The following is an 18,459-nucleotide window of genomic DNA, read 5'->3' as shown; positions in this document are numbered from 1 at the left end:
GCGGCCGGCCCCGGGCGCGCGACCCGGCGGCGCGGCCGCGCCCGGCGTCCCGCTACGTCGCCGCGAGGGCCGCGAAGCTGTCGAGGTCCCGGGTCTGGGTCGCGGTGCGCTCGATCCACGTCCGCCAGAGCTCGTCGCCGCGCTCGCTGCGCTTCACGGCGCCGAGCCCGAAGATGCCGACCTGGAGGCCGTGGATCGCGAGCAGCCGGTAGTCCTCCCAGCAGGTCTCGCAGTCGTACTGCTCGACGCCCGCCGCGGTCAGGGCCTCGCGGTAGTGGGCGACGAGGGCACGCTCGTGGGCGCGGCGGTCCTCGGTCGTGAGGCTCGTGCCGAGGAAGTAGGCGACGTCGATCGTCCCGCGGCCGTACCCGACGCCCTGCCAGTCGAGGACGGCGATGGGCATCGTCCCGCCCTTCGGGTCGAAGAGCAGGTTGTCCGCGCGCAGGTCGCTGTGCCACAGGCACTGGGGCTCGGTGAAGGCGCGCTTCCAGGCGTCGAGGTGATCGCCGAGCTTCGCGGCCTCCGCGAGGTCGGCGTCGGGCACGAGGTCCCCCGCGATCGTCGGGAAGTCCGCGAGCGTCTGGGGGAAGTTGTCGGTGACGTGCGAGAACGACGCGCCCGTGCCCTGGAGCCAGTCGGTCCCCGCGAGCTCCGGCCGCCGCCAGGAGCCGGCGTGGAGCGCGGCCGCCTGCTCCATCACGAGCGCGGCCTCGTCGGGCGTGCAGCCCTCGAGCTGGTCGACGACACGCGCCGGGGTGAGGTCCTCCATGAGCAGGACGAAGTCCGTCTGGTTCTCGGCGAGCGCCGCGTGCAACGGCGACGGGATGACGATCGACAGCGTCGGCGCGAGGTCCTGGTAGAAGCGGATCTCGTTGCGGTAGTAGCCCGACTGCCGCCCGAACTCGCGGCTCGCCTCGTCGTCGGAGGCGAACTTGCCGACGACGGACGGCGGGCCGCCGTCCGGCACGTCGTAGGTGAGCGTGAAGCGGTAGGAGTCCGCGAGCTGGCCGGTGCCGCAGGGCTCACGCTCGACGGCGGTCACCCGGCCGGACGTGAGCCGGCCCGAGGCGGACAGCACGTCGGTGAGCCAGGCGGCGTCGATCTCGTCCCACCGGACGACCGCGGCGCTCACAGCCGTGTCTCCTTGCCGAGCTGCAGATACTCGGGCGGCCACGACATCTCCGCGTAGCTCGACGCCGGCGTGCCGTCGATCTCGGCGTGGCCGATGAGGTCGATGAGGGTCAGGCGCGGGTTGATCGGGTACTCGAGCTCGGCCGGCGTGTCGAGCAGCCGGACCCGGGTGGCGCGGCCGGCGTCGTCGTGGACGGTGGCCTCCATGCCGCGGTGGTAGAAGTCCTCGTCGAGCTCGTAGTCCCAGTCCACCGACGTGATCTCGGCCATCGCCCCGTCGCGCAGGACGTAGCCGCGCAGCCACGAGCGTCCGTAGGCGTGGAGGTCCATGAGGTGGACGACCGCGTCCTCGGACATGAAGTTCAGCCACTTGTAGTGCTCGACGAGGCCCCACACGCGGGCGCCCCACGAGTGGTCGCGATGGCAGAAGGCGTCGATCTCGTGCGTCGTCCCGTTCGCCGTCAGCGTGCCCCGGGCGCGCCCGGTCTGCTCGAAGCGCTCGTCCGCGTAGAACCGCGGGAAGCCCGGCGACGCCGCGTTGTACGCGTACGGCGCGTGGAGGGCCTCCCACGTCAGCTCGATCGTCAGGTCGTCGCTGCGGTAGGCGACGTCGCAGCTCTGGAGCGGCTCACGGTGACGGGTGTGCACCGGGCCGGCGCGCCAGTCGTCGAAGCCCATGCCCGCCGGGGTGTCGAGCCCGTCCTGCAGCTCGAAGACCGGGGCGCCGATGCCATCGCCGAACGCCACGCCGGCGGCGCCCGCCTTGCCGTGCGCGTCGACCCAGGTGTAGACGAACGCGGCGATGCCCTGCTCCGGGGCCGCCAGGCACCACACGAGGGACTCGCGCATGTGCGGGCGGTCGGGGGACAGCTCGTGGCGGGCGTCGAAGGTCGGGTCGAGAACGGTGACCGGCATGCGGGACCTCATTTCGGGGAGCGGACCGCGGCCGCGACCCCTCCCGACCGCCGGGCCGGGGGAGGGGGCGACCGCGCTGCGCGGACCGTAGGTCGCGCGCCGTAATCCGATCGAAATCGGCCGCGACCGGCTCGCTGCGCCTCACGCGGAGCTGAGCGGCTCCTCGGTCAGGCGCCGCTCGCCGAGCGCCGCGAGGCCGTCCGCCGCCGTGTCGTATCCGCGCAGGTGCGGCGGCGCGATGACGTCCAGGACCTTGCGTGGCTCGCTGCCCGGGCGGGTGACGATCGCGATCGGGTGCCGCCACCGGCACCCGAGCACGGCCGCGGCGCCGGTGCAGTCCATGAACGTGCAGTCGCGGAGGTCGAAGAGCACGGGGTCGTCGACGGCCGCGAACGCGGACCTGAGCTCGGGGACGGTGGAGAGGTCGAGCTCCCCGGCGACGTGCAGGACGCTCACGCCGCCCTGCTGGGTGACGGTGATGGTGAACGGGGCCGGGATCATGGCGCGCCCTCGAGGATGAAGCTCTCGATCGAGTAGTCCGGGGCGATGCTGTTTGCGCTGAGGAACGCGAGGACCCGCCGGGACGTCAGCTGCTCGATCCCCTCGATGAGGCGGGCGCGCATCGTGTCCTGGTAGGCCCGCCGGGTGCGGAGCACGAGCGCTTCGCCGTCGTCGTCGATGAGGTGGTGCTCGGCCCGGGTCAGGGCGTCCTGCATGACGACGGTCACGAGGTCCTGGTTGAGGTAGGTCCGGGCCTTCGTCGGTCCGCGGCCGGTGTACTCGCGGGTGAGCTGGACCACGTGGTTCGAGATCGCGCTCGTCATCGAGTCGCGAGCGGTGCTGGCTTCGTCGTCGGCCATGACTGGCCTCTCTGCCAACCTCCTGAGAAATGGGCCCTCCAGCAGCGGAGGTCAGGCGGGCAATGCCCGCCGGAGGACCCGTGAACGTCCGCAACCACGCCGTCCAGACGCAGTCGCCTCCGGTCACGTGCCACTGACGATACTCCCTCTGCCCAGGTCCCGGGCCGATTGCGGCCGAGGCCGGCCCGGGGGCGGTGGGGGGACCGGCCCTCCGGTGCCGGGGCTACGTCGCGGACTGCGGCACCGGCGGGCTCGGCGCCTCCTGCTGCGACAGCGCCCGGGGGTGGCCGGTCCCGGGCCACGGCGTGAGCAGGAGCAGGATCCGCGTGTCGGCGATCGCCTGCACCGAGTGCCGCTCGCCCGGGTCCTGCTCGACGAGCAGCCCGGCGCCGCCGGTCGTGACCGAGCCGTCGGGCGCGGTGACGCTCACCTCGCCGTCGAGGACGACGATCCAGGCCCGTTCGTGGACCTGGTGCTCGTCGAGGCTCTCCCCGGCCCTCAGCGCCAGGGCGATCGCGCGCCCCTCGTCTGCGGAGCTGAGCACCTGCGGGACCTGCGGGAGCAGCTCCATGTCGTTGATCCGCCAGCTCTTCATCGCGGGCCTCTCTGCCGACCTCGTCCGGGAAAGGGCCCTCCAGCGGCGGAGGTCAGGCGGGGAGTACCCGGTGAAGGACCCGCGACCGTCCGCAGCCACGCCGTTCAGGCGGGACCGCCTCCGCTCGCGTGCTCCGCACTCTACCCCTGCCCGCAAGCGGGCCCCCACCCGTCGATCGGGTCGGACCTCCGTCGCATCGGCCCGCCATCCGTCGACCGGGGCCCCCGGCGCTCAGGCCGCCGCCGGCCGGTGCCGACACGATCGGCATGACGGCACGCGGCCGCACCCACACCCTTCGCCGGCTCGTCGAGGACGGCATGTACGCCGTCGACCCCGGCGCGGTCGCACACGCCATGGCGGTGCGCCACGCGGCCCGGGCGCTGCAGCCGGATCTCACCTTCCGCAGCGACGAGCCCCGCTCGCGGCTGCGCTCGTTCCGGGCGGACCCGCACGCGCGCTCGTTCCGCCTCACGGGCCGGCGCTGAGCCGGGCCTCGGCGCGGCGCGCCGTCCTCCGCCGGGAGACGCCCGTGCCGGTCGTCAGCGGGCGAGGCCGCGCGCACGCTGGCGCTCGGGGGTGATGCGGATGACGTCCCACGCGAGGCCGGTCCGCTCGAGGGCGGTGATGAGCCAGTCGCCGGGGTCGATCTGCCCGCGCCGGAGGCCGTGACGCGCGGAGGTCGGGAAGGCGTGGTGGTTGTTGTGCCAGGCCTCGCCGAAGGAGAGCGGGGCGAGCCACGCGAGGTTGCGCGACTCATCACCGGTGGCGAACGGGCGGCGCCCGAAGGTGTGGCAGAGGGAGTTGATGCTGAACGTCGCGTGATGGAGCACGAGGATCCGGACGCCGCCGCCCCAGAGCAGGCCGGTGAGCCCGCCGGTGAGCGTGCCCGTCAGGGCGGCCCCGAGGCCGAACGGCAGCGCGAGGCCGGCGAGGACCCAGAGCGGGAAGGTGCGGCTGACGAAGCGCAGGTCGGCCTGGGCCTGCAGGTCCTTGGCGTAGTGCGCGGGGTTCGCCTGGTCCTTGCCCCGGAACATCCAGCCGACGTGCGCATGCACGAGGCCGCCGAGCACGCCGCGCCACCCGGGGGCGTCGTGCAGGTGGGGGCTGTGGGGGTCGCCCTCGTGGTCGGAGAACTGGTGGTGCTTGCGGTGCGTGGCGACCCACTCGATCACCGGGCCCTCGACCGCCATGGATCCGAGGATCGCAAAGGCGACACGGAGCGCACGGGGGGTCTTGAAGCTCCGGTGGGTGAAGAGGCGGTGGAACCCGACGGTGATGCCGAGCCCGGTCAGGACGTACGTGATCGCCAGCACCACGAGGTCCTGCCAGTGCAGCGCGCCGCCCCACGCCAGGAAGCCGGCGACGCCGAGGGCCAGCGGCGGCAGCCCCAGCACGAGGACCCTGACCACCCGCTCGGACAGCTCGTTCGCGACCGGCACCGACGGTGGCGGGCGGGTCGCAGGGGCGGGGATCATAAGGGGGTCACGTCTCCAGGGTAGGGCGGGGACCTGAAGCGAGGATGAGAGTGACGGGCGGCGCCCGGAGGCCGGCGGCTAGGCTGGAAGCACCTATCGGAAGCGGCTCTCGTCGGACCGGCGGGGACGCGGCCAGAAATGGGGGTCCGCGTGAGCCCCGAACCGCTGCAGTACACGCCGCGTGTCGCCCCGCTCGGCGGTCGGCCCTCGCCCGTCGCCGTCGCCCGGTCCTTCGCGCGCCGGCGGCAGGTGCCGCTCGTCGTCGCCGGCACCGCCGGGACCGCGGCCGCCCTGGGGTGGGTGATCGCCGGCCGCCGCCACGAGTTCGCCGCCGCGGTCGCCGGCGCCTCGGTGTGGGTGCTCCTGGCGACCACCCTGATGCAGGTCGTCGCGCTCCTCGCGCGCAGCGAGGCATGGCACCTCTCCATCCAGGCCGCCGGCGGGCGCGTCGAGCGCCGGATCCTGTACCGGGCGTCCAGCATGCAGGTCCTCGGCGGGCTGCTGAACAGCCAGCTGGGCGTCGCCGCCCGTATCGCCGCCCTGCGCCGCTCCTCCCCGGCGGTCTGCCCGCAGGTCCCCACGCTCATCGCCGCCGAGCTGCCGATCCTCGCCGTTGAGGCACTCATGGCCGCCGTGTTCTCGTTCACGCTCGTCGGCCCGCTGGGGCTGCCCTGGTGGCTGCCGGTCGTCGCGATCGCCGGCATCGGCTCCGCGAGCGCCGGCCTGCGCCACCTCGCCGTCGGCAAGGGCCGCGAGCTCTGGCGCGGGCTCGCGGTCGCGCGGAGCCTCAGCCACGGCAGCCGGCTGATCGCGTTCGTCCTCGTCGCGATCCTCGCGCAGACCGTCCGCGGCTGGATCCTGCTGCACGCCGTCGGCGTCGACGCGTCGCTCTTCGACGCCGTGGCCGTGCTGATCGCGGTCGTCACGCTCGCCCAGCTCCCGATCGGGCCGGGGGCCAGTGCCGCCGCGGCCGTGCTCATCCTGGGCCGTCAGGGTGTCGCCGCGAGCGCGGCCGCCGGCGTCCTGCTCACCGCGACCGGCACCGTCGGCGGAGCGTGCTTCGCCGCGTGGGCCGGCGGCGATCGGCTCTGGGCCCACCGCCGCGCCCGGCGTCCCGGACAGCGGGAACGGACCTGACACCCGCTCCCGTCGAGGGATCGTGGCTCCCCGTCGGGGTGAGAGACGGCGGTGCGGGGGGTGTCGCTCGGATAGCTTCGCGCCGTGCCGAGGACGAGGAGTACGGGCGGGCCGACCGACGAGAGCATCTTCACGTCGGCCCCGGTGACGTACCGCGAGGTGTTCGACATCGCGCGGCCCGCCGCGGAGGTGTGGGCCGAGCTCGTCTCCGACGCGCCGCTGGCCTGGTGCCGGGAGCTGTCGCTCGACTGGACCTCCCCGCGGCCGTTCGGCGTCGGGACCACGCGTCAGGCGAAGGTCCTCGGTGCGCTCAAGGTGCAGGAGCGCTTCTTCATCTGGGAGGAGGGGCGCCGCCAGGCCTTCGAGGTCACCTCGGCGAACGTGCCCGTCTTCCGCCGCCTCGCGGAGGACTTCGTCGTCGAGCCGGACGGCGCCGACCGGTGCACGCTCACCTGGTCGGTCGGTCTGGAGCCGACGACGCTCGGCCGCGCCGGCGGCCCCGTGAACGCGCTGCTGTTCAGGCGCCTGTTCGCGCAGACCCGGCGGCACTTCCCGGCGTGAGCCCGCCCCCCACCGCCACCACCACCGAAAGGTCAGCCATGTCCCGAGTCGACGCCGATGCCAGGGTCACCCGCTACATCCAGTTCGTCGGAGTCGTCCGGATCGCCTACGGCGTCATCGCCCTCTTCCGTCCGCGGCTGTGGCCGCGGTTCTTCCGGCTGGACGCCGACGATCCCGACGCGCGGGCGTGGAACGCCTTCCTCGGCAGCCGCGACATCGCCATCGGCGTCCACGCGCTGCTCGCGCGCGACCCGGTCCGGCAGAACGACGCGATCTGGCTGAACCAGGGGTGCGAGGTCTTCGACACGATGGTCGTCGGCCAGGAGATCCGCCACGGCCGGCCCTTCGGCATGTTCACCGCGGCGGGCATCGTCTTCAACGCGGGGATGCACGCGATCTGGCTACGGGTGCGGCTGCTGCGGCGCTGAGCGCGCCGCGCGCCTACCCGGCGGGCGGACCCGTGGGGACGCGCACGCGGCCCTCGGGTGCCTCGCCGACCCAGTCGTGGGCCGAGCGGCCCCAGACCTCGAGCGCCGGCTGCAGCCCGCTGGTGTCGTTCAGCGTGCCCGCCTTGACGATGACCATGCCCGGCATCAGCGGCGAGTCGCTCCACAGCGGCGAGCCGCAGTTGGAGCAGAAGTGGCGGACGTTCGGCGCGCCGGTCTCCTCGCCGACGGTCTCGAACGTCGACGGCTCGCCGCTGACCTCGAAGCCGTCCTTCGGCGCGACGACCACGAGCGAGAAGGCCGAGCCGGACTGCTTCTGGCAGTCCTTGCAGTGGCAGATCGCGGTCATGACCGGCTCGGCCGGGCTGCTGTACGTCACGGCGCCGCAGAGGCACCCACCCTCGATGGTTCCCATGCGGTCGATCTTTCCACACCGTGTCAAGTCGGTGCCAGGGCCCGCCTGCGGCCGCGGCCGTCAGGCCGGAGCGGACCAGCCGGGCGGGGTCTCGCCGGCGGCGTGGTCGACGTGGCGCCCGGAGACGAGGTAGTCGGCGACGACGACGCCCCAGAGGATGAGGAGCACGGCGAGGCTCAGCGCGAGCGCCGGCAGGCCGCCGGCGACCAGGCCGACGGCGACGCACGCCGCGGCACCCGCGAGCCGGCGGAGGTTGGCGGTCCCCGTCAGCCGCCGGCGGAAGAGGGTGTGGGCGGCGAGGTAGATCGCGGGGCCGGCGACGACCGTCGCGATCTGCGGGGTCGTCATCGCCCCGCCCGGGTGGGCGATGACGAGCTCGTCGCCGACCGCGCTGACGATGACGCCGACGACGAGCAGGGCGTGGAGGTAGGTGTAGGCGTCGCGGGCCATCGACGTGCGGTCGTCGGCCTGCGCGAGCTCGTTGTGCGCGAGCTCGGCCAGCCGGGCGAAGTACATCCACCACAGCGCGGCGGTGGAGAGGAACGCGCCCGCGAACGCGAGGAGCCGGACCGGGGTGAGCGTCAGCTGCGCGGTCGTCGCGCCGGTGACGACGATCGACTCACCGAGCGCGATGATGATGAAGAGGGCGAAGCGCTCGCTGAAGTGCGCCGTCTCGACCTCCCAGGCGCCGTTGCCGATCTGCCGCCGGCCCGGGATCCAGAAGGACGTCGCGGGCGCCACGTAGTCGATGAGGAGCGCGGTGACCCACAGGCCGGTCCGCACCGGGCCGTCCGCGATCGCGCCGGCCACCCAGAAGCAGCCGGCCACGCAGAACCAGGCGAGGATGCGCGCCGCCCGTTCGCGCTCGGGCGAGCCGGCGGGCGCCGCGGCGAAGGTCAGGAAGGCGTGGCGCCCGATCTGGATGCTCAGGTAGGCGGCGACGAAGAGCCCGGCGCGGGCGCCGAACGCCTCGGGGATCGCGACGGCCATGAGCAGGCCGGCGAGCATCAGGGCGATCATCAGGCCCCGCACGGCCGGCGACTCGGGGTCGAGCTCGTTCGTCACCCAGACCGTGTAGTTCCACGACCACCAGACGACGAGCAGCAGGAGCAGCGACTCGGCGGCGCCCTGGACCGTCAGGTTGGCGATGAGGTGGTGCGAGATCTGGGTGATCGCGAGGACGAACACGAGGTCGTAGAAGAGCTCGAGCGCCGTCGCGCGCTGCTCCTCGTCCTCGTTCTGGGAGCGCGTGTACCGGCGGTCGCGACTCGCCTCGCGGGGATGGAGAGTCACAGTTCGAACATTGCCCGGGGCGCGGACCGGCAAACGCCCGGGAGGCGGCGCACGCGCCCGGTCGGTGGTCGCAACGCCACCTCGCGGGTGGGGCGCGCGGGCGCCGGGCACGCGAAGGGACGTGAGTTCATCCGAGACGAAGACCATCCACTACCTGCAGGACGCCCTCGTGCTGGAGGGGACGCTGCGGCGCACGCTCATCGCGCACATCGCGCTCTCGCCCCGCGACCGCCATCGCGAGCTCCTGGAGGAGCACCTGTCGGTGACGATCGCGCAGGAGCGGCGGCTGCTCGAGCGGATCGCCGAGCTGCAGGGGCCGCCGAGCGCGCTCCAGGCCGCGGTCGGCGTCGCGAAGACGGCGGCGGCGGTGGGCTTCACGCTCGCCAAGGGCCCGCTCGACGCGCTGCGCGGGGCCGGCGGTGAGCGCGTCGCGCTGCGCAACCTGCAGGACGAGACCGCGTCGGAGGCGCTCGAGATCGCGCTGTACGACACGCTCGAGGAGGTCGCCACGCGGGTCGGGGACACGGCGTCCGCCGATCTCGCCCGCGAGCACCGCGCGCAGGAGCAGGCGTTCCTCGAGCAGCTCCGCGAGACGATGCCGGAGGTCGCGCGCCGCGACCTCGAGGCCGGCCGCGCGACGCGCCGGCTGCCCGTGTCCGCCTCCGGTCTCGTCGACGCCGGGCGCACGCTCGTCACGGGCGTCCAGGCCGCCCTGCGCCAGGGCGCGGAGGCTCCCGCGCGGCCGGCTCCCGCCAAGCCCGCTCCCGCCAAGCCCGCTCCCGCCAAGCCCGCTCCCGCCAAGCCCGCCGCCGCCGAGGCGGCCGCGCCCCGTCCGAAGGCCCCGGCGGCCACCTCGGAGCCCGAGTCGCCGATCGCCGAGTACGACGACATGACCCCGCTGGAGATCACCGAGCTGCTCGACCACCTCGCGCCCGACCGGCTCGAGGCCGTCGAGGCCTACGAGCGCGCGAACGCCGCCCGCGAGCAGGTCCTGACGGCGATCACCGAGCAGCGGGAGATCGCCGCAGGCGCCCGCCGGTGACCGGCGCCGCCGCCCCGTCCGGCCCGCTCGAGCCGCGGCTCATCGACGTCCGCGTGCCCGTGCGGCCGCGCGGGGCGGTCGTCGTCCTCCACGGGGGCGCGAGCCGCCGCGACGACGCGATGGTCTCGCCGACCCAGCTGTCCGTGCTGCGGATGATCCCGGTCGCGCGGCGCATCGCGCGGGCGGGGCGCGGCGAGCTCGCGGTCTTCCGCCTGCTCAACTCCCGGCGTGGATGGGACACCGGCCACACACCGGTCGCCGACGCCACCTGGGCGCTCGGCGAGGTCGCCGCACGGCTCGAGGGCGAGGTGCCGGCGTGCCTCGTCGGGCACTCGCTCGGCGGCCGGGCGGCGCTGCTCGCGGCCGGGCACCCTGCGGTGCGCAGTGCGGTCGCCCTCGCGCCGTACGTGTACCCCGGGGACGTGGCGCGGGGGATCGCGGGGCGCCGGCTCCTCATCGTGCACGGGGACGAGGACCGCGTCGCGAGCCCGGCCCGGTCGGCGCAGCTCGCCCGCACCCTCGAGCGGATCACCGACGTGCAGTACGTGACGGTTCCCGGCGGCAGGCACGCCATGCTGCGTCACCACCGCCGCTTCGACGGGGCGGCCGCCGACTTCGCGGTGGCGACGCTGCTCGGTGACGGGTCGGCTCGGTCCGCTCCGTCGTCCGGCTCGACCCCGTCGCCGGCCCCGGTGCATGAACACGGCCGTCTGCGGGCATGATCACCGCACTGTCATCGACGCGAAAGCGAGCGCCTCATGCTCACCATCCTCCTCATCGTCCTGCTGGTCCTCCTCCTCACCGGCGGCATCGGCTACGGCCGCCGCGGCCGCATCTAGGCGCCTCGCACGGCCCGGGGCGCACGCACCGCCCGCCTCCGGAGGTCTACGCTCACTCCGTGACCGCCGCGGGCCCGGCTCCCGGGCAGGACAGCATCGAGGCGGCCTTCGCCGCCGTGTACGACCCGGCGCAGGCCGTGCGCCGCGTCGTCGCGCCGGGCGCGCGGCCACCGGCGGTCGGTGCGGCGGTGACCGACGTCACCGCCCACCGCGGCGAGGACCACTGGCACCTCGTCACCTTCGGGCTCACCGACCTCGTGGCCAAGGCCCCGGGCACGCAGGCCGGCCGCAGCGGCTTCGGGCACGAGCTCACGCTGCTGATCCCCGCGACCGACGCGCCGCCGCCGTGGGCGTTCGACCTGCTCGTCGGGACCGCCCGGGTCTGCGGCGCCGTCGGCCGCCCGTTCCACCCCGGCGCGCGCCTCGCGCCCGGCGCCCCGATCGACGGCGGGACGTCGGCGCTGTGCGCCGTCGGGATCCGCGAGGACCCGCTCGTCGCGCCGCTCACCCTGCCCTTCGGCGAGTACCGCTTCCTCCAGGCGGTCGGGGTGACCGACGTCGAATACCGCCTCATGCAGCGGGCGGGGACGCTCGAGGTGCTCGCGGCGCTCGCGGCCCGTGACCCGCTGCTCCGCACCGACCCGCGGCGAGCGAGCCGTCCGGCGTGACCGCCGGGCCGGTGCGCCGCGGGATCGCGCCGACCCGAACGTGAAGGCGAGGGTCCTCGTCGGGTAGGCTGCCCGCATCCGCGGCGTGGAGGGTCGACCGGGTCGCGGGCGCCCGTTCCCGTGCCCAGGAGACCCTCCATGTCCGCAGTCCGTCCCGTCGCCCCACCCGCCGAGCCCGGAACCGGCCTCGCGAGCGAGGTGTTCGGCAGCCGCTTCGCCAGCAACGGCCTCTCGACCCGCACCCAGGTCGCCTGCGCGTGGTCGGGCCTCGGGCTCATCGTCGTCGTCCTCGGCGGTTTCCTGCTGCTCGCCGGCTTCCTGCCGCCGCCGATCCACGCGAACGACTCGGCCCAGCACGTCGCGAACTTCTACCGCGACCACGCCGACCGCGTCCGCGCCGGCGTCGTCATCGGGTTCATGGGCTGGGTCCCGTGGGCGTCGCTGACGGCGGTCATCGCGGTCCAGCTCGCGCGGATGCAGCCGCGGCGCCCGGTGCTCGCCTGCGTGCAGGCCGTCACGGGGACGGGCGGCTACGTCTTCCTGCTGCTCTCGATGATCATCCTGCTCGTCGCGAGCTTCCGCCCGGGCCGGTCGCCGGAGATCACGCAGGCGCTCCACGACCTCGGCTGGGTCACGCTCTTCATCACCGTCCCCGCCTTCTCGGCGCAGGCGCTCGTCATCGGGCTCGCGACGCTGCGCAGCGACCCGCCGGTGCAGGTCTACCCGCGGTGGTTCGGCTACTTCAACATCTGGGTGGCGATCCTCTTCGTCCCGGCGCTCGCGATCCCGTTCTTCAAGACCGGTCCGCTCTCGTGGCAGGGCATCCTCGTCTACTGGCTCGCCTTCCTCGTCTTCTTCATCTGGATCATCGTCATGTTCTTCGTCATCCGGCGGACGGCGCTCGACGAGGCGGCCGCCGAACACGTGGGGTGACCCGGCCGTCCTCGGGGCGGTTCGTCACCCCTTGAGGGTGACGCGTGACGGCGCCGGCGGGGCGGCGCCGATGACCGGCCTGGCCGTGAGGGTGAGCGCCCCGCCGGCGACGGGACGGCCCCCGGCGAGCCGGACGTGCACGGCGGCGTTCCGGCCCGCGGCGACGGCGTAGGTCGTCGTCCCGAGGACGCGGCCCGCGCGGGTGGCGGTGAGGGTGCCGGCGCAGCCGCCGTCGCCCGTCGAGCAGACGAGCGTCACGCCGATGCGGCCGATGGCGTCGCGGACGACGGTCCCGGCCGGGAGCGTCAGTGCCGCGGGGGTCGGCGTGGGGGTCGGGGGCGTGCTGGAGCTGGTCGCGATCGTCACGCCGGTCGGCGCGTTGCTGCTCTTGGGGTCGAAGCAGCCGTCGAACTCGAAGACGGGGTTGTCGACGTCGTTGCCGTGCGTGTCGGTGATCGTGATGAGGCCGATGAGCTTGGACGGGCCGCCCGCCGTGTAGCAGTCGTTGCTGTGGACGTTGAGCTCGAACTTGCCCGGCAGGAGCGTCGGGTCGATGTTCGGGTCCTTCCACGTCATGACGCAGATCCAGTCGGCGCCGGGGCCCTTGTCGGCGACCTTCGGGCCGCCCTTGTCGCACGAGGCCTTCGCCTGCAGCGAGGCGGCGGTGAGGCCGGTGTGGCCGAGGAGCGCGGCCTGCTGCAGGTACTGGCCGGTGAAGACCTGCGGGAGGCTTCGCTCGAGGCGCGCCTCCGTGACGTCGGAGCCGCCGCAGGCGGTGAGGCCGAGTGCGGTGGCGCCGGCCGCGGCGGCGACGATCGCCCGGGACAGGCGGGAACGGAGGGAGATGGGGGTCATGGTCTAGATGGTTCGTTCCACGGCGGGGGCGGAGGAGTCGGGTAGGCAGGTGACATAAGCAGGCAGGTCGAAGTCGGCGGTGCTATCTCGCCAACGCCGACCCTGGGGGCCTCGATGGACGCCGACCTCGACCTGCTGCTGATCGCTGTTTACTGCACCTGCGACGATCTCCTGCCTGCGAAGGGCAAGAACGCCAAACGGATCTTGACCGACGCGGAGGTCGTCACGTTGAGCGTGGCTCAGCAGGTACTGCGGATCAGCTCTGACGAGCAGTTCTGGGCGATGGCACCGCATCGCTTGGGGCACCTGTTCCCGCGACTGCCCAAGCGCCCGGGTTTCGTCAAACGCCGCCAGCGCCTGTCGGACAAAATCGAAGCGCTGATCCTCGAGTTCGCCCGCCACACCAACGGCTTTGACGACGACCTGCTCGTGGTCGACAGCACACCGGTCGAATGCGGTCGCTCGGTCGAAACGACGCGCCGCAGCGCCCTGGGCAACGCCGCGGAGTACGGCTACTGCGCCAGCCATTCCCGCTTCTTCTGGGGCTTCCGCCTGCACGGCCTGTTCGCGACCGACGGCACTCCACGCGCCCTTGCCCTGACCTCCCCGAAAACGGGCGAACGAGACGTCGCGCTGGACATGCTCGCCCGCTGCCACCGCAACGGCCCGGTCACCGTCATCGGCGACAAGGGCTACTCCGGCCGCGACTTCCACGCCCAAGCCTCCGCGCTCGGCGCCACGATCGTCCGCCCCCGACGCAAGGACGAGGCCGGCAAAGAGCCGCACCTGGCCCCGATCCGGCAATGCGTGGAATCGATCTTCTGGACATGCAAAGACATGCTCAACCTCGAGGACCACCGCGCCCGCGAGCTCCACACGCTCCGCACCCGCCTGGCCGCCAAGTTCCTCGCTCTCACCGCCGCGATCGCTCTCAACGAACGCCTCGGCCGCCCACCACGCAACCTCACTGCCTACTACGCCTGACCGATCCGTGGAACGAACCATCTAGCCCTCGGTGATGTCGCGGCGCGTGAGCAGGACGAACGCCGCGGCGAGCGTGACGACGCACCAGCCGGCGGACGTGACGAGCCCGGACACGAGCGGTGAGGTGAAGTGCGGCGCGGCGAGGAGGCCGTGCCAGGACTCGAACGGGGTGGTGAGCAGGAACGGCCGCACCGCCTCCACGCCGCCGAGCGAGCCGGCGAGCTGCATGACCATGCCGAGGACGACGGGCGCGGCGATGCCGAACGCGGGGTTGCGCGTCCGCACCGACAGGAGGATCGCGAGGCAGGTGAAGCCGAGCAGCGGGGCGACGGCCGTGGCCCAGCTCTCGACGACGAGCCGCGCCGCCGTCCCCGACGGGATGACCTGGCCGGTCAGTCCGGTGAGGTCCTGGTGGCCGACGAGGAGGACGCTCGCGAGGATCGTGCTCGCGGCGAGGACGAGGAGCACGGTCACGGCGAAGGCGAGCGCCGTGATCGTCTTGGCCCAGAAGAGCTGCGCGCGGCTCGCCGACCGCGTGAGGACGGTCTTCCACGTGCCGTGCGCATCCTCGCTCGCGAAGATGTCGCCGGCGACGATCGCGGTGAGCAGCGGCAGCACCCACTGTCCCGCGAACCCGAGCATGAGCAGGGGCACCGCGAACCCGCTGTGGTGGATGTAGCGGCCGTAGAGCGAGTCCTTCGGCGGGCGCTGCTGGCCCTTGATGACGACGACGACGAGCACCGGCGCCACCGCGCAGATCAGCAGCGTCAGCCGCGCCCTGAGCTGGGCGGCGAGCTTCGTCACCTCCCAGCCGATCGCGTCGAGCAGGCTCGGGTGGCGCCGATCCGGAACGGCGCTCATCCCGTCGCCTCCGTGAGCATGAAGAAGAGCGACTCCAGCGGCGCCTCGGTGAGCTCGAGGCCGCGGATCGTGACGCCCGCGGTGACGAGCTCGGTGACGTACGCGTCCACGTCCGCCTGGTCGCCGCGGGCGACGAGGCCGCCGTCGGGGTGCGCGGCCACCTCCAGGCGCGGCCGGCGCGCGGCGAGCTCGAGGGCCCGGCCGTCGTCGGCCGTGCTCACGCGGTGCCCCTGCGCCGGGGCCTGCTCGCGCAGCTCGCCGATGCCGCCGTGGTAGACGACGGACCCGGTGCGCATGATCGTGACGTTGTCGCAGATCTCCTCGACCTCGGTCATGTCGTGTGAGCTGAGCAGGACGGTCAGGCCGCTCGCGGCGAGGCGCTTGACGAGCGCCCGCATGTCGCGGATCCCGGCGGGGTCCAGGCCGTTGGCCGGCTCGTCGAGGACGAGGAGCTGCGGGTCGCGCAGGAGCGCCGCGGCGACCCCGAGCCGCTGGCGCATCCCGAACGAGTAGCCGCCGACCTTGTCCCCGGCCCGGTCGGCGAGGTCGACGATCCCCAGGACCTCCTCCAGGCGCCCGGGGGCCGCGCCGCCGTCGAGGCGCGCGAGGCCGGCGAGGTTCTTCCGGCCCGAGAGGTACGGATAGAACTTCGGGCTCTCGATGAAGCCGGAGACGCCGTCGAGCGCCCGGGTCCCGGACTCCTCGCGGGTCCGCCCGAAGAGCCGGATCGTCCCCGCGTCGGGGCGGATGAGGCCGAAGAGCATGCGCAGGAACGTCGTCTTGCCGGCGCCGTTCGGGCCGAGGACGCCGTAGACCTCGCCCTGCGCGACCTGGAGGCTGATGCCGTCGACGGCGACGAGGTCGCCGTAGGTCTTGGTGACGCCGACGGCGTCGACCGCGAGGACGCCGGTCACGGGACGGGGAGCGGGAGCGGGAGGGAGGATCGGTGCATGGGCGCCGCGGACGCTATGTCGCGTCGCTGAGACGAAAATGAGACGGGCGCGCGCCGCTCCGGGGCCCCGGCCCCGGAGCACTCGCCGCGCTACCCGGCCGCCGGCAACGGGACGCGACGCTCGTACCCGGCGATCAGGGTGCCGAGGTAGGCGCCCGCGGCGATGTCGCTCGGGTAGTGGCCGCCGGCGTACATCCGCGAGTAGACGATCTCGTCCCGCATCCACCGGTACTCGCCGTCCCGGTGGGGCTCGAGCTGCGCGAGCAGCGGCGCGAGCGCGAACGCGATGACCGCGTGCTTGGCCGGGTAGGAGAACTTCTTCGCGAACCGCTGCTGGTTCAGGGCGTGGAGCGTCGGGTCGGTGATGTACGGCGACGGCCGCGCGAAGCGCGTCTTCCCGGTCTTCGCGATCGTGTTCGCCAGCAGGTAGGACGCCGTGAGGAGCGCCTTCGCGCGCCGGCCGGCCGGCTTGGTGGCCTGTTGCGCGTACTGCTTGAGGTAGAGCTTCCAGATGTCGTGCTTGCCGTGCGCCTCGAGCCAGGTCGCCGCGGCGATGCCGGCGGCGGTGCGGCCGGCATCGATGCGGTGCAGCACCTGCAGCTCGGCCTGCTGGGCGGCGCCGGAGGGGGGCGGCCCGACCTCGTTGAGCGCGAACTGGGCGAAGACGGCGTCGTTGCGGCCGGGGAACTGCTGCAGGTACCGGACGATGTCCCGGCGCGCGCGGGCCTGCTCGGGGGCGACGAGCGTGTCGACCATGCCCAGCCGCGAATCCGGGAACAGCGCGGGCACCGGCTGGCCCTTCAGCGGGCCGCTCGCCTTGGTGGCGCTCGAGGAGGACGGCAGGTTGAGGACGAGCGCCGCGACACCGAGCCCGAGAAGGATGAGCAGCATCAGCGCGCGGATCGCTCGGGCGTCCAGGCGCGGGGCGTCAGGCACGGGCGATCCTCGGGGCGGGGTGGTGGGGGCGGCCGGCCGTCTCGTCCCAGGCGAAGTAGCGGCGCAGCAGCCAGCGCAGGTCGTTGACCTTCACGTCGTCGCGGAGCAGGCCGACCCCGACGCAGTACTTGCTGCAGGTCACGGGCCGCACGCCGAGCCTGCGCAGCTCGCGGTCGGCGGTGCCGAGGCCGCGCTCGCACTTGCTCTCGATGATGACGTGCCCGGGGTCGAGGCCGACGACATCGCTGCCCGCGTCGGCGTAGTGCAGGTCGAAGTCCACCGTCATGCGCTCGCCGCCGGCTGCGAAGGTCATGCGCCGGTAACGGTTGGCGAGCACCGGCTCCAGCTCGGGCACCTCGAGCCGCGGGTAGGCCTCGCCGACGCGGTCGATGAGGAACTCGCGCGCGTGCTCCGTGACCGCGGTGAGGTCGTGGTCGTCGTAGGGGAGCTGGTGCTTGATGGTCTCCCCGCGGCGACCTTTGAGCTTCACCTCGAAGGTCTGCAGGCCGCTGTCGACGTAGTGCCGCGAGCGGACCTTGTAGCGGCGCCGGCGCTGCTGCATGTGCGCCCGGAAGGCGGCGAGCTCCGGTGAGTCGAAGTACACGCTCTCGTAGCGGAACGTCCGCTGCCCGTCGATCTGCAGGCTCCGGTGGGTACCGGTCATCGCCGCGAGGACGAGCGCGAGTGTCTCCCAGTCCACGACGTACTTGCGGTCCACGCGGGTGCGCAGCGCCGCGGTCCGCTGGAGCTCGTCGAGGCCGATCGGGGCGGCGGCGTCGACGAGCTCGCGCACCGGGCCGGGCAGGAGGGCGCCGGGGGTCATGCCTCGTCGTCCTCGAAGCCGGTCATGTCGCCCGACGGCTCCGCGACGCCCGGGGGCTGGGCGGCCCGGACGTTGATGCGCATCGACTCGCGCACGTAGTCGACCGCGACGACGCTCACCTCGACGACCTCGACGCCGAGCCGCCGCTCGAGCTCGGCGCGCAGCGCCACCGGGTCGGTGAGCACGTGGTCGAGCGTGATGCGGGTGCGCGCGGTCCGCGGGTGGATCGCCGGGTGGTCGACGAGGAACAGCGTCAGCAGGACCCCGGCGTCGAGGACGACGCTCACCCAGCGGTCCTGGATCCGGATCCCGTTGATGAGCGCCAGGCCGAGCGCGCTGAAGAAGTAGGAGAGCTCCTGGTTCGAGAACGGCTCCGAGCGCAGCCGGACGATCGACAGCAGCGCGAACAGCCCGAAGCCGACCGCCGGGCCGATGTGCCGCTCGGTGATGATCGTCAGCACGCAGAAGAGCACGACGTTGAACGTCGTGAAGACGACGAAGAGCCCGCGCCGCGGCCGCCGCTGCCCGACGAGGAGCGCGAGCAGCCCGATGCAGGACAGGTCGATGAACAGCCGCAGGACGAGGTCCGAGACCTCGATGCCGCCCTTCACGAGCCGGGCACGGCGCGGCGCGCGCGTTCACAGGAGAGCAACATCGCGTGAACGCTACGAAGGGGATGTGAGATGAAAATGAGACGGCGGGCGGCGCACGGCGCGGCGGGCCCGCGCGGGCTACGGT

Annotated in this window: 23 protein-coding genes; 9 read left to right on the top strand and 14 right to left on the bottom strand. The window is 73.4% G+C overall.

Going from position 1 to position 18,459, the window contains the following annotated elements:
- Positions 1-52 precede the first annotated feature (52 nt).
- From NBH00_RS20855 to NBH00_RS20835, 5 genes are all read right to left on the bottom strand, one after another.
- Positions 53-1,132 carry a phosphotransferase gene (locus NBH00_RS20855; RefSeq protein ID WP_254570502.1) on the bottom strand — a complete coding sequence of 360 codons (1,080 nt, stop codon included), beginning with the start codon at positions 1,130-1,132 and terminating at the stop codon, positions 53-55.
- On the bottom strand, positions 1,129-2,046 hold the full coding sequence (locus NBH00_RS20850; RefSeq protein WP_254570501.1) for a DUF7064 domain-containing protein: 918 nt from the start codon (positions 2,044-2,046) through the stop codon (positions 1,129-1,131). The genes NBH00_RS20855 and NBH00_RS20850 overlap by 4 nt, the downstream gene beginning before the upstream one ends.
- 141 nt (positions 2,047-2,187) lie before the next feature.
- Positions 2,188-2,547 (bottom strand): STAS domain-containing protein, encoded by a 360-nt coding sequence (locus NBH00_RS20845; RefSeq protein ID WP_254570500.1) that lies wholly within the window; start codon positions 2,545-2,547, stop codon positions 2,188-2,190.
- Complete coding sequence (locus NBH00_RS20840; RefSeq protein WP_254570499.1) at positions 2,544-2,906, bottom strand: Na-translocating system protein MpsC family protein; 363 nt, start codon at positions 2,904-2,906, stop codon at positions 2,544-2,546. Before NBH00_RS20840 ends, NBH00_RS20845 begins: the two co-directional genes overlap by 4 nt.
- 223 nt (positions 2,907-3,129) lie before the next feature.
- Complete coding sequence (locus NBH00_RS20835) at positions 3,130-3,501, bottom strand: cupin domain-containing protein (protein WP_254570498.1); 372 nt, start codon at positions 3,499-3,501, stop codon at positions 3,130-3,132.
- 266 nt (positions 3,502-3,767) lie between these two features.
- On the opposite strand from NBH00_RS20835, the gene NBH00_RS20830 reads away from it, so the two are divergent.
- Entirely contained in the window at positions 3,768-3,986 is a 219-nt protein-coding gene (locus tag NBH00_RS20830; RefSeq protein ID WP_254570497.1) for a hypothetical protein, read from the top strand.
- A gap of 54 nt (positions 3,987-4,040) precedes the next feature.
- On the opposite strand, the gene NBH00_RS20825 is transcribed toward NBH00_RS20830, so the two are convergent.
- Entirely contained in the window at positions 4,041-4,976 is a 936-nt protein-coding gene (locus NBH00_RS20825) for an acyl-CoA desaturase (protein ID WP_254570496.1), read from the bottom strand.
- 150 nt (positions 4,977-5,126) lie between these two features.
- Here NBH00_RS20825 and NBH00_RS20820 point away from each other — a divergent pair, with 150 nt between their 5' ends.
- The 3 genes from NBH00_RS20820 (at position 5,127) to NBH00_RS20810 (ending at position 7,102) form a co-directional block, all read left to right on the top strand.
- A complete protein-coding gene (locus NBH00_RS20820; protein ID WP_254570495.1) occupies positions 5,127-6,113 on the top strand; it encodes a flippase-like domain-containing protein in 987 nt (328 codons plus the stop codon).
- 84 nt (positions 6,114-6,197) lie between these two features.
- Positions 6,198-6,674: an SRPBCC family protein gene (locus NBH00_RS20815; RefSeq protein ID WP_254570494.1), complete on the top strand. Its 477-nt coding sequence runs from the start codon at positions 6,198-6,200 to the stop codon at positions 6,672-6,674.
- A gap of 38 nt (positions 6,675-6,712) precedes the next feature.
- Complete coding sequence (locus tag NBH00_RS20810; RefSeq protein WP_254570493.1) at positions 6,713-7,102, top strand: DUF4267 domain-containing protein; 390 nt, start codon at positions 6,713-6,715, stop codon at positions 7,100-7,102.
- A 13-nt stretch (positions 7,103-7,115) separates the two neighbouring features.
- On the opposite strand, the gene NBH00_RS20805 is transcribed toward NBH00_RS20810, so the two are convergent.
- The gene (locus NBH00_RS20805) at positions 7,116-7,535 is read right to left on the bottom strand and encodes a GFA family protein (protein ID WP_254570492.1); all 420 of its coding nucleotides are present in this window, start codon (positions 7,533-7,535) and stop codon (positions 7,116-7,118) included.
- A gap of 60 nt (positions 7,536-7,595) precedes the next feature.
- Positions 7,596-8,828: a low temperature requirement protein A gene (locus NBH00_RS20800; protein WP_254570491.1), complete on the bottom strand. Its 1,233-nt coding sequence runs from the start codon at positions 8,826-8,828 to the stop codon at positions 7,596-7,598.
- Between the two features lie 121 nt (positions 8,829-8,949).
- On the opposite strand from NBH00_RS20800, the gene NBH00_RS20795 reads away from it, so the two are divergent.
- From NBH00_RS20795 to NBH00_RS20780, 4 genes are all read left to right on the top strand, one after another.
- Positions 8,950-9,870 carry a DUF892 family protein gene (locus NBH00_RS20795; protein WP_254570490.1) on the top strand — a complete coding sequence of 307 codons (921 nt, stop codon included), beginning with the start codon at positions 8,950-8,952 and terminating at the stop codon, positions 9,868-9,870.
- On the top strand, positions 9,867-10,592 hold the full coding sequence (locus tag NBH00_RS20790; RefSeq protein WP_254570489.1) for an alpha/beta hydrolase: 726 nt from the start codon (positions 9,867-9,869) through the stop codon (positions 10,590-10,592). The genes NBH00_RS20795 and NBH00_RS20790 overlap by 4 nt, the downstream gene beginning before the upstream one ends.
- A 176-nt stretch (positions 10,593-10,768) precedes the next feature.
- The gene (locus NBH00_RS20785; protein ID WP_254570488.1) at positions 10,769-11,377 is read left to right on the top strand and encodes a suppressor of fused domain protein; all 609 of its coding nucleotides are present in this window, start codon (positions 10,769-10,771) and stop codon (positions 11,375-11,377) included.
- A gap of 138 nt (positions 11,378-11,515) precedes the next feature.
- Complete coding sequence (locus NBH00_RS20780; protein ID WP_254570487.1) at positions 11,516-12,310, top strand: hypothetical protein; 795 nt, start codon at positions 11,516-11,518, stop codon at positions 12,308-12,310.
- 24 nt (positions 12,311-12,334) lie between these two features.
- Here NBH00_RS20780 and NBH00_RS20775 read toward each other — a convergent pair whose 3' ends face one another.
- Entirely contained in the window at positions 12,335-13,165 is an 831-nt protein-coding gene (locus NBH00_RS20775; RefSeq protein ID WP_254570486.1) for a hypothetical protein, read from the bottom strand.
- A gap of 114 nt (positions 13,166-13,279) precedes the next feature.
- On the opposite strand from NBH00_RS20775, the gene NBH00_RS20770 reads away from it, so the two are divergent.
- Positions 13,280-14,149 (top strand): IS982 family transposase, encoded by an 870-nt coding sequence (locus tag NBH00_RS20770; protein WP_254569017.1) that lies wholly within the window; start codon positions 13,280-13,282, stop codon positions 14,147-14,149.
- A 21-nt stretch (positions 14,150-14,170) separates the two neighbouring features.
- On the opposite strand, the gene NBH00_RS20765 is transcribed toward NBH00_RS20770, so the two are convergent.
- The 5 genes from NBH00_RS20765 to NBH00_RS20745 form a co-directional block, all read right to left on the bottom strand.
- Complete coding sequence (locus NBH00_RS20765) at positions 14,171-15,010, bottom strand: DUF2705 family protein (protein WP_254570485.1); 840 nt, start codon at positions 15,008-15,010, stop codon at positions 14,171-14,173.
- Positions 15,007-15,924, bottom strand: a complete 918-nt coding sequence (locus tag NBH00_RS20760) for an ABC transporter ATP-binding protein (protein WP_254570484.1) — start codon at positions 15,922-15,924, stop codon at positions 15,007-15,009. Before NBH00_RS20760 ends, NBH00_RS20765 begins: the two co-directional genes overlap by 4 nt.
- 128 nt (positions 15,925-16,052) lie before the next feature.
- Entirely contained in the window at positions 16,053-16,898 is an 846-nt protein-coding gene (locus tag NBH00_RS20755; protein WP_254570483.1) for a phosphatase PAP2 family protein, read from the bottom strand.
- Positions 16,891-17,721 carry a polyphosphate polymerase domain-containing protein gene (locus NBH00_RS20750; protein ID WP_254570482.1) on the bottom strand — a complete coding sequence of 277 codons (831 nt, stop codon included), beginning with the start codon at positions 17,719-17,721 and terminating at the stop codon, positions 16,891-16,893. The genes NBH00_RS20755 and NBH00_RS20750 overlap by 8 nt, the downstream gene beginning before the upstream one ends.
- Positions 17,718-18,332, bottom strand: a complete 615-nt coding sequence (locus NBH00_RS20745) for a DUF4956 domain-containing protein (protein WP_254570481.1) — start codon at positions 18,330-18,332, stop codon at positions 17,718-17,720. The genes NBH00_RS20750 and NBH00_RS20745 overlap by 4 nt, the downstream gene beginning before the upstream one ends.
- Positions 18,333-18,459: the final 127 nt, after the last annotated feature.

It is taken from the genome of Paraconexibacter antarcticus (assembly GCF_024220175.1).
Taxonomy (GTDB): domain Bacteria; phylum Actinomycetota; class Thermoleophilia; order Solirubrobacterales; family Solirubrobacteraceae; genus Paraconexibacter; species Paraconexibacter antarcticus.
This window is presented reverse-complemented; position numbering and strand designations above follow the sequence as displayed.

Bases quoted from the DNA above. Each gene is read 5' to 3' on its own strand.
- NBH00_RS20845 (WP_254570500.1), bottom strand. From the start codon at position 2,547: ATGATCCCGGCCCCGTTCACCATCACCGTCACCCAGCAGGGCGGCGTG.
- NBH00_RS20770 (WP_254569017.1), top strand. From the start codon at position 13,280: ATGGACGCCGACCTCGACCTGCTGCTGATCGCTGTTTACTGCACCTGC.
- NBH00_RS20830 (WP_254570497.1), top strand. From the start codon at position 3,768: ATGACGGCACGCGGCCGCACCCACACCCTTCGCCGGCTCGTCGAGGAC.
- NBH00_RS20835 (WP_254570498.1), bottom strand. From the start codon at position 3,501: ATGAAGAGCTGGCGGATCAACGACATGGAGCTGCTCCCGCAGGTCCCG.
- NBH00_RS20825 (WP_254570496.1), bottom strand. From the start codon at position 4,976: ATGATCCCCGCCCCTGCGACCCGCCCGCCACCGTCGGTGCCGGTCGCG.
- NBH00_RS20805 (WP_254570492.1), bottom strand. From the start codon at position 7,535: ATGGGAACCATCGAGGGTGGGTGCCTCTGCGGCGCCGTGACGTACAGC.
- NBH00_RS20780 (WP_254570487.1), top strand. From the start codon at position 11,516: ATGTCCGCAGTCCGTCCCGTCGCCCCACCCGCCGAGCCCGGAACCGGC.
- NBH00_RS20765 (WP_254570485.1), bottom strand. From the start codon at position 15,010: ATGAGCGCCGTTCCGGATCGGCGCCACCCGAGCCTGCTCGACGCGATC.
- NBH00_RS20810 (WP_254570493.1), top strand. From the start codon at position 6,713: ATGTCCCGAGTCGACGCCGATGCCAGGGTCACCCGCTACATCCAGTTC.
- NBH00_RS20775 (WP_254570486.1), bottom strand. From the start codon at position 13,165: ATGACCCCCATCTCCCTCCGTTCCCGCCTGTCCCGGGCGATCGTCGCC.
- NBH00_RS20750 (WP_254570482.1), bottom strand. From the start codon at position 17,721: ATGACCCCCGGCGCCCTCCTGCCCGGCCCGGTGCGCGAGCTCGTCGAC.
- NBH00_RS20840 (WP_254570499.1), bottom strand. From the start codon at position 2,906: ATGGCCGACGACGAAGCCAGCACCGCTCGCGACTCGATGACGAGCGCG.
- NBH00_RS20850 (WP_254570501.1), bottom strand. From the start codon at position 2,046: ATGCCGGTCACCGTTCTCGACCCGACCTTCGACGCCCGCCACGAGCTG.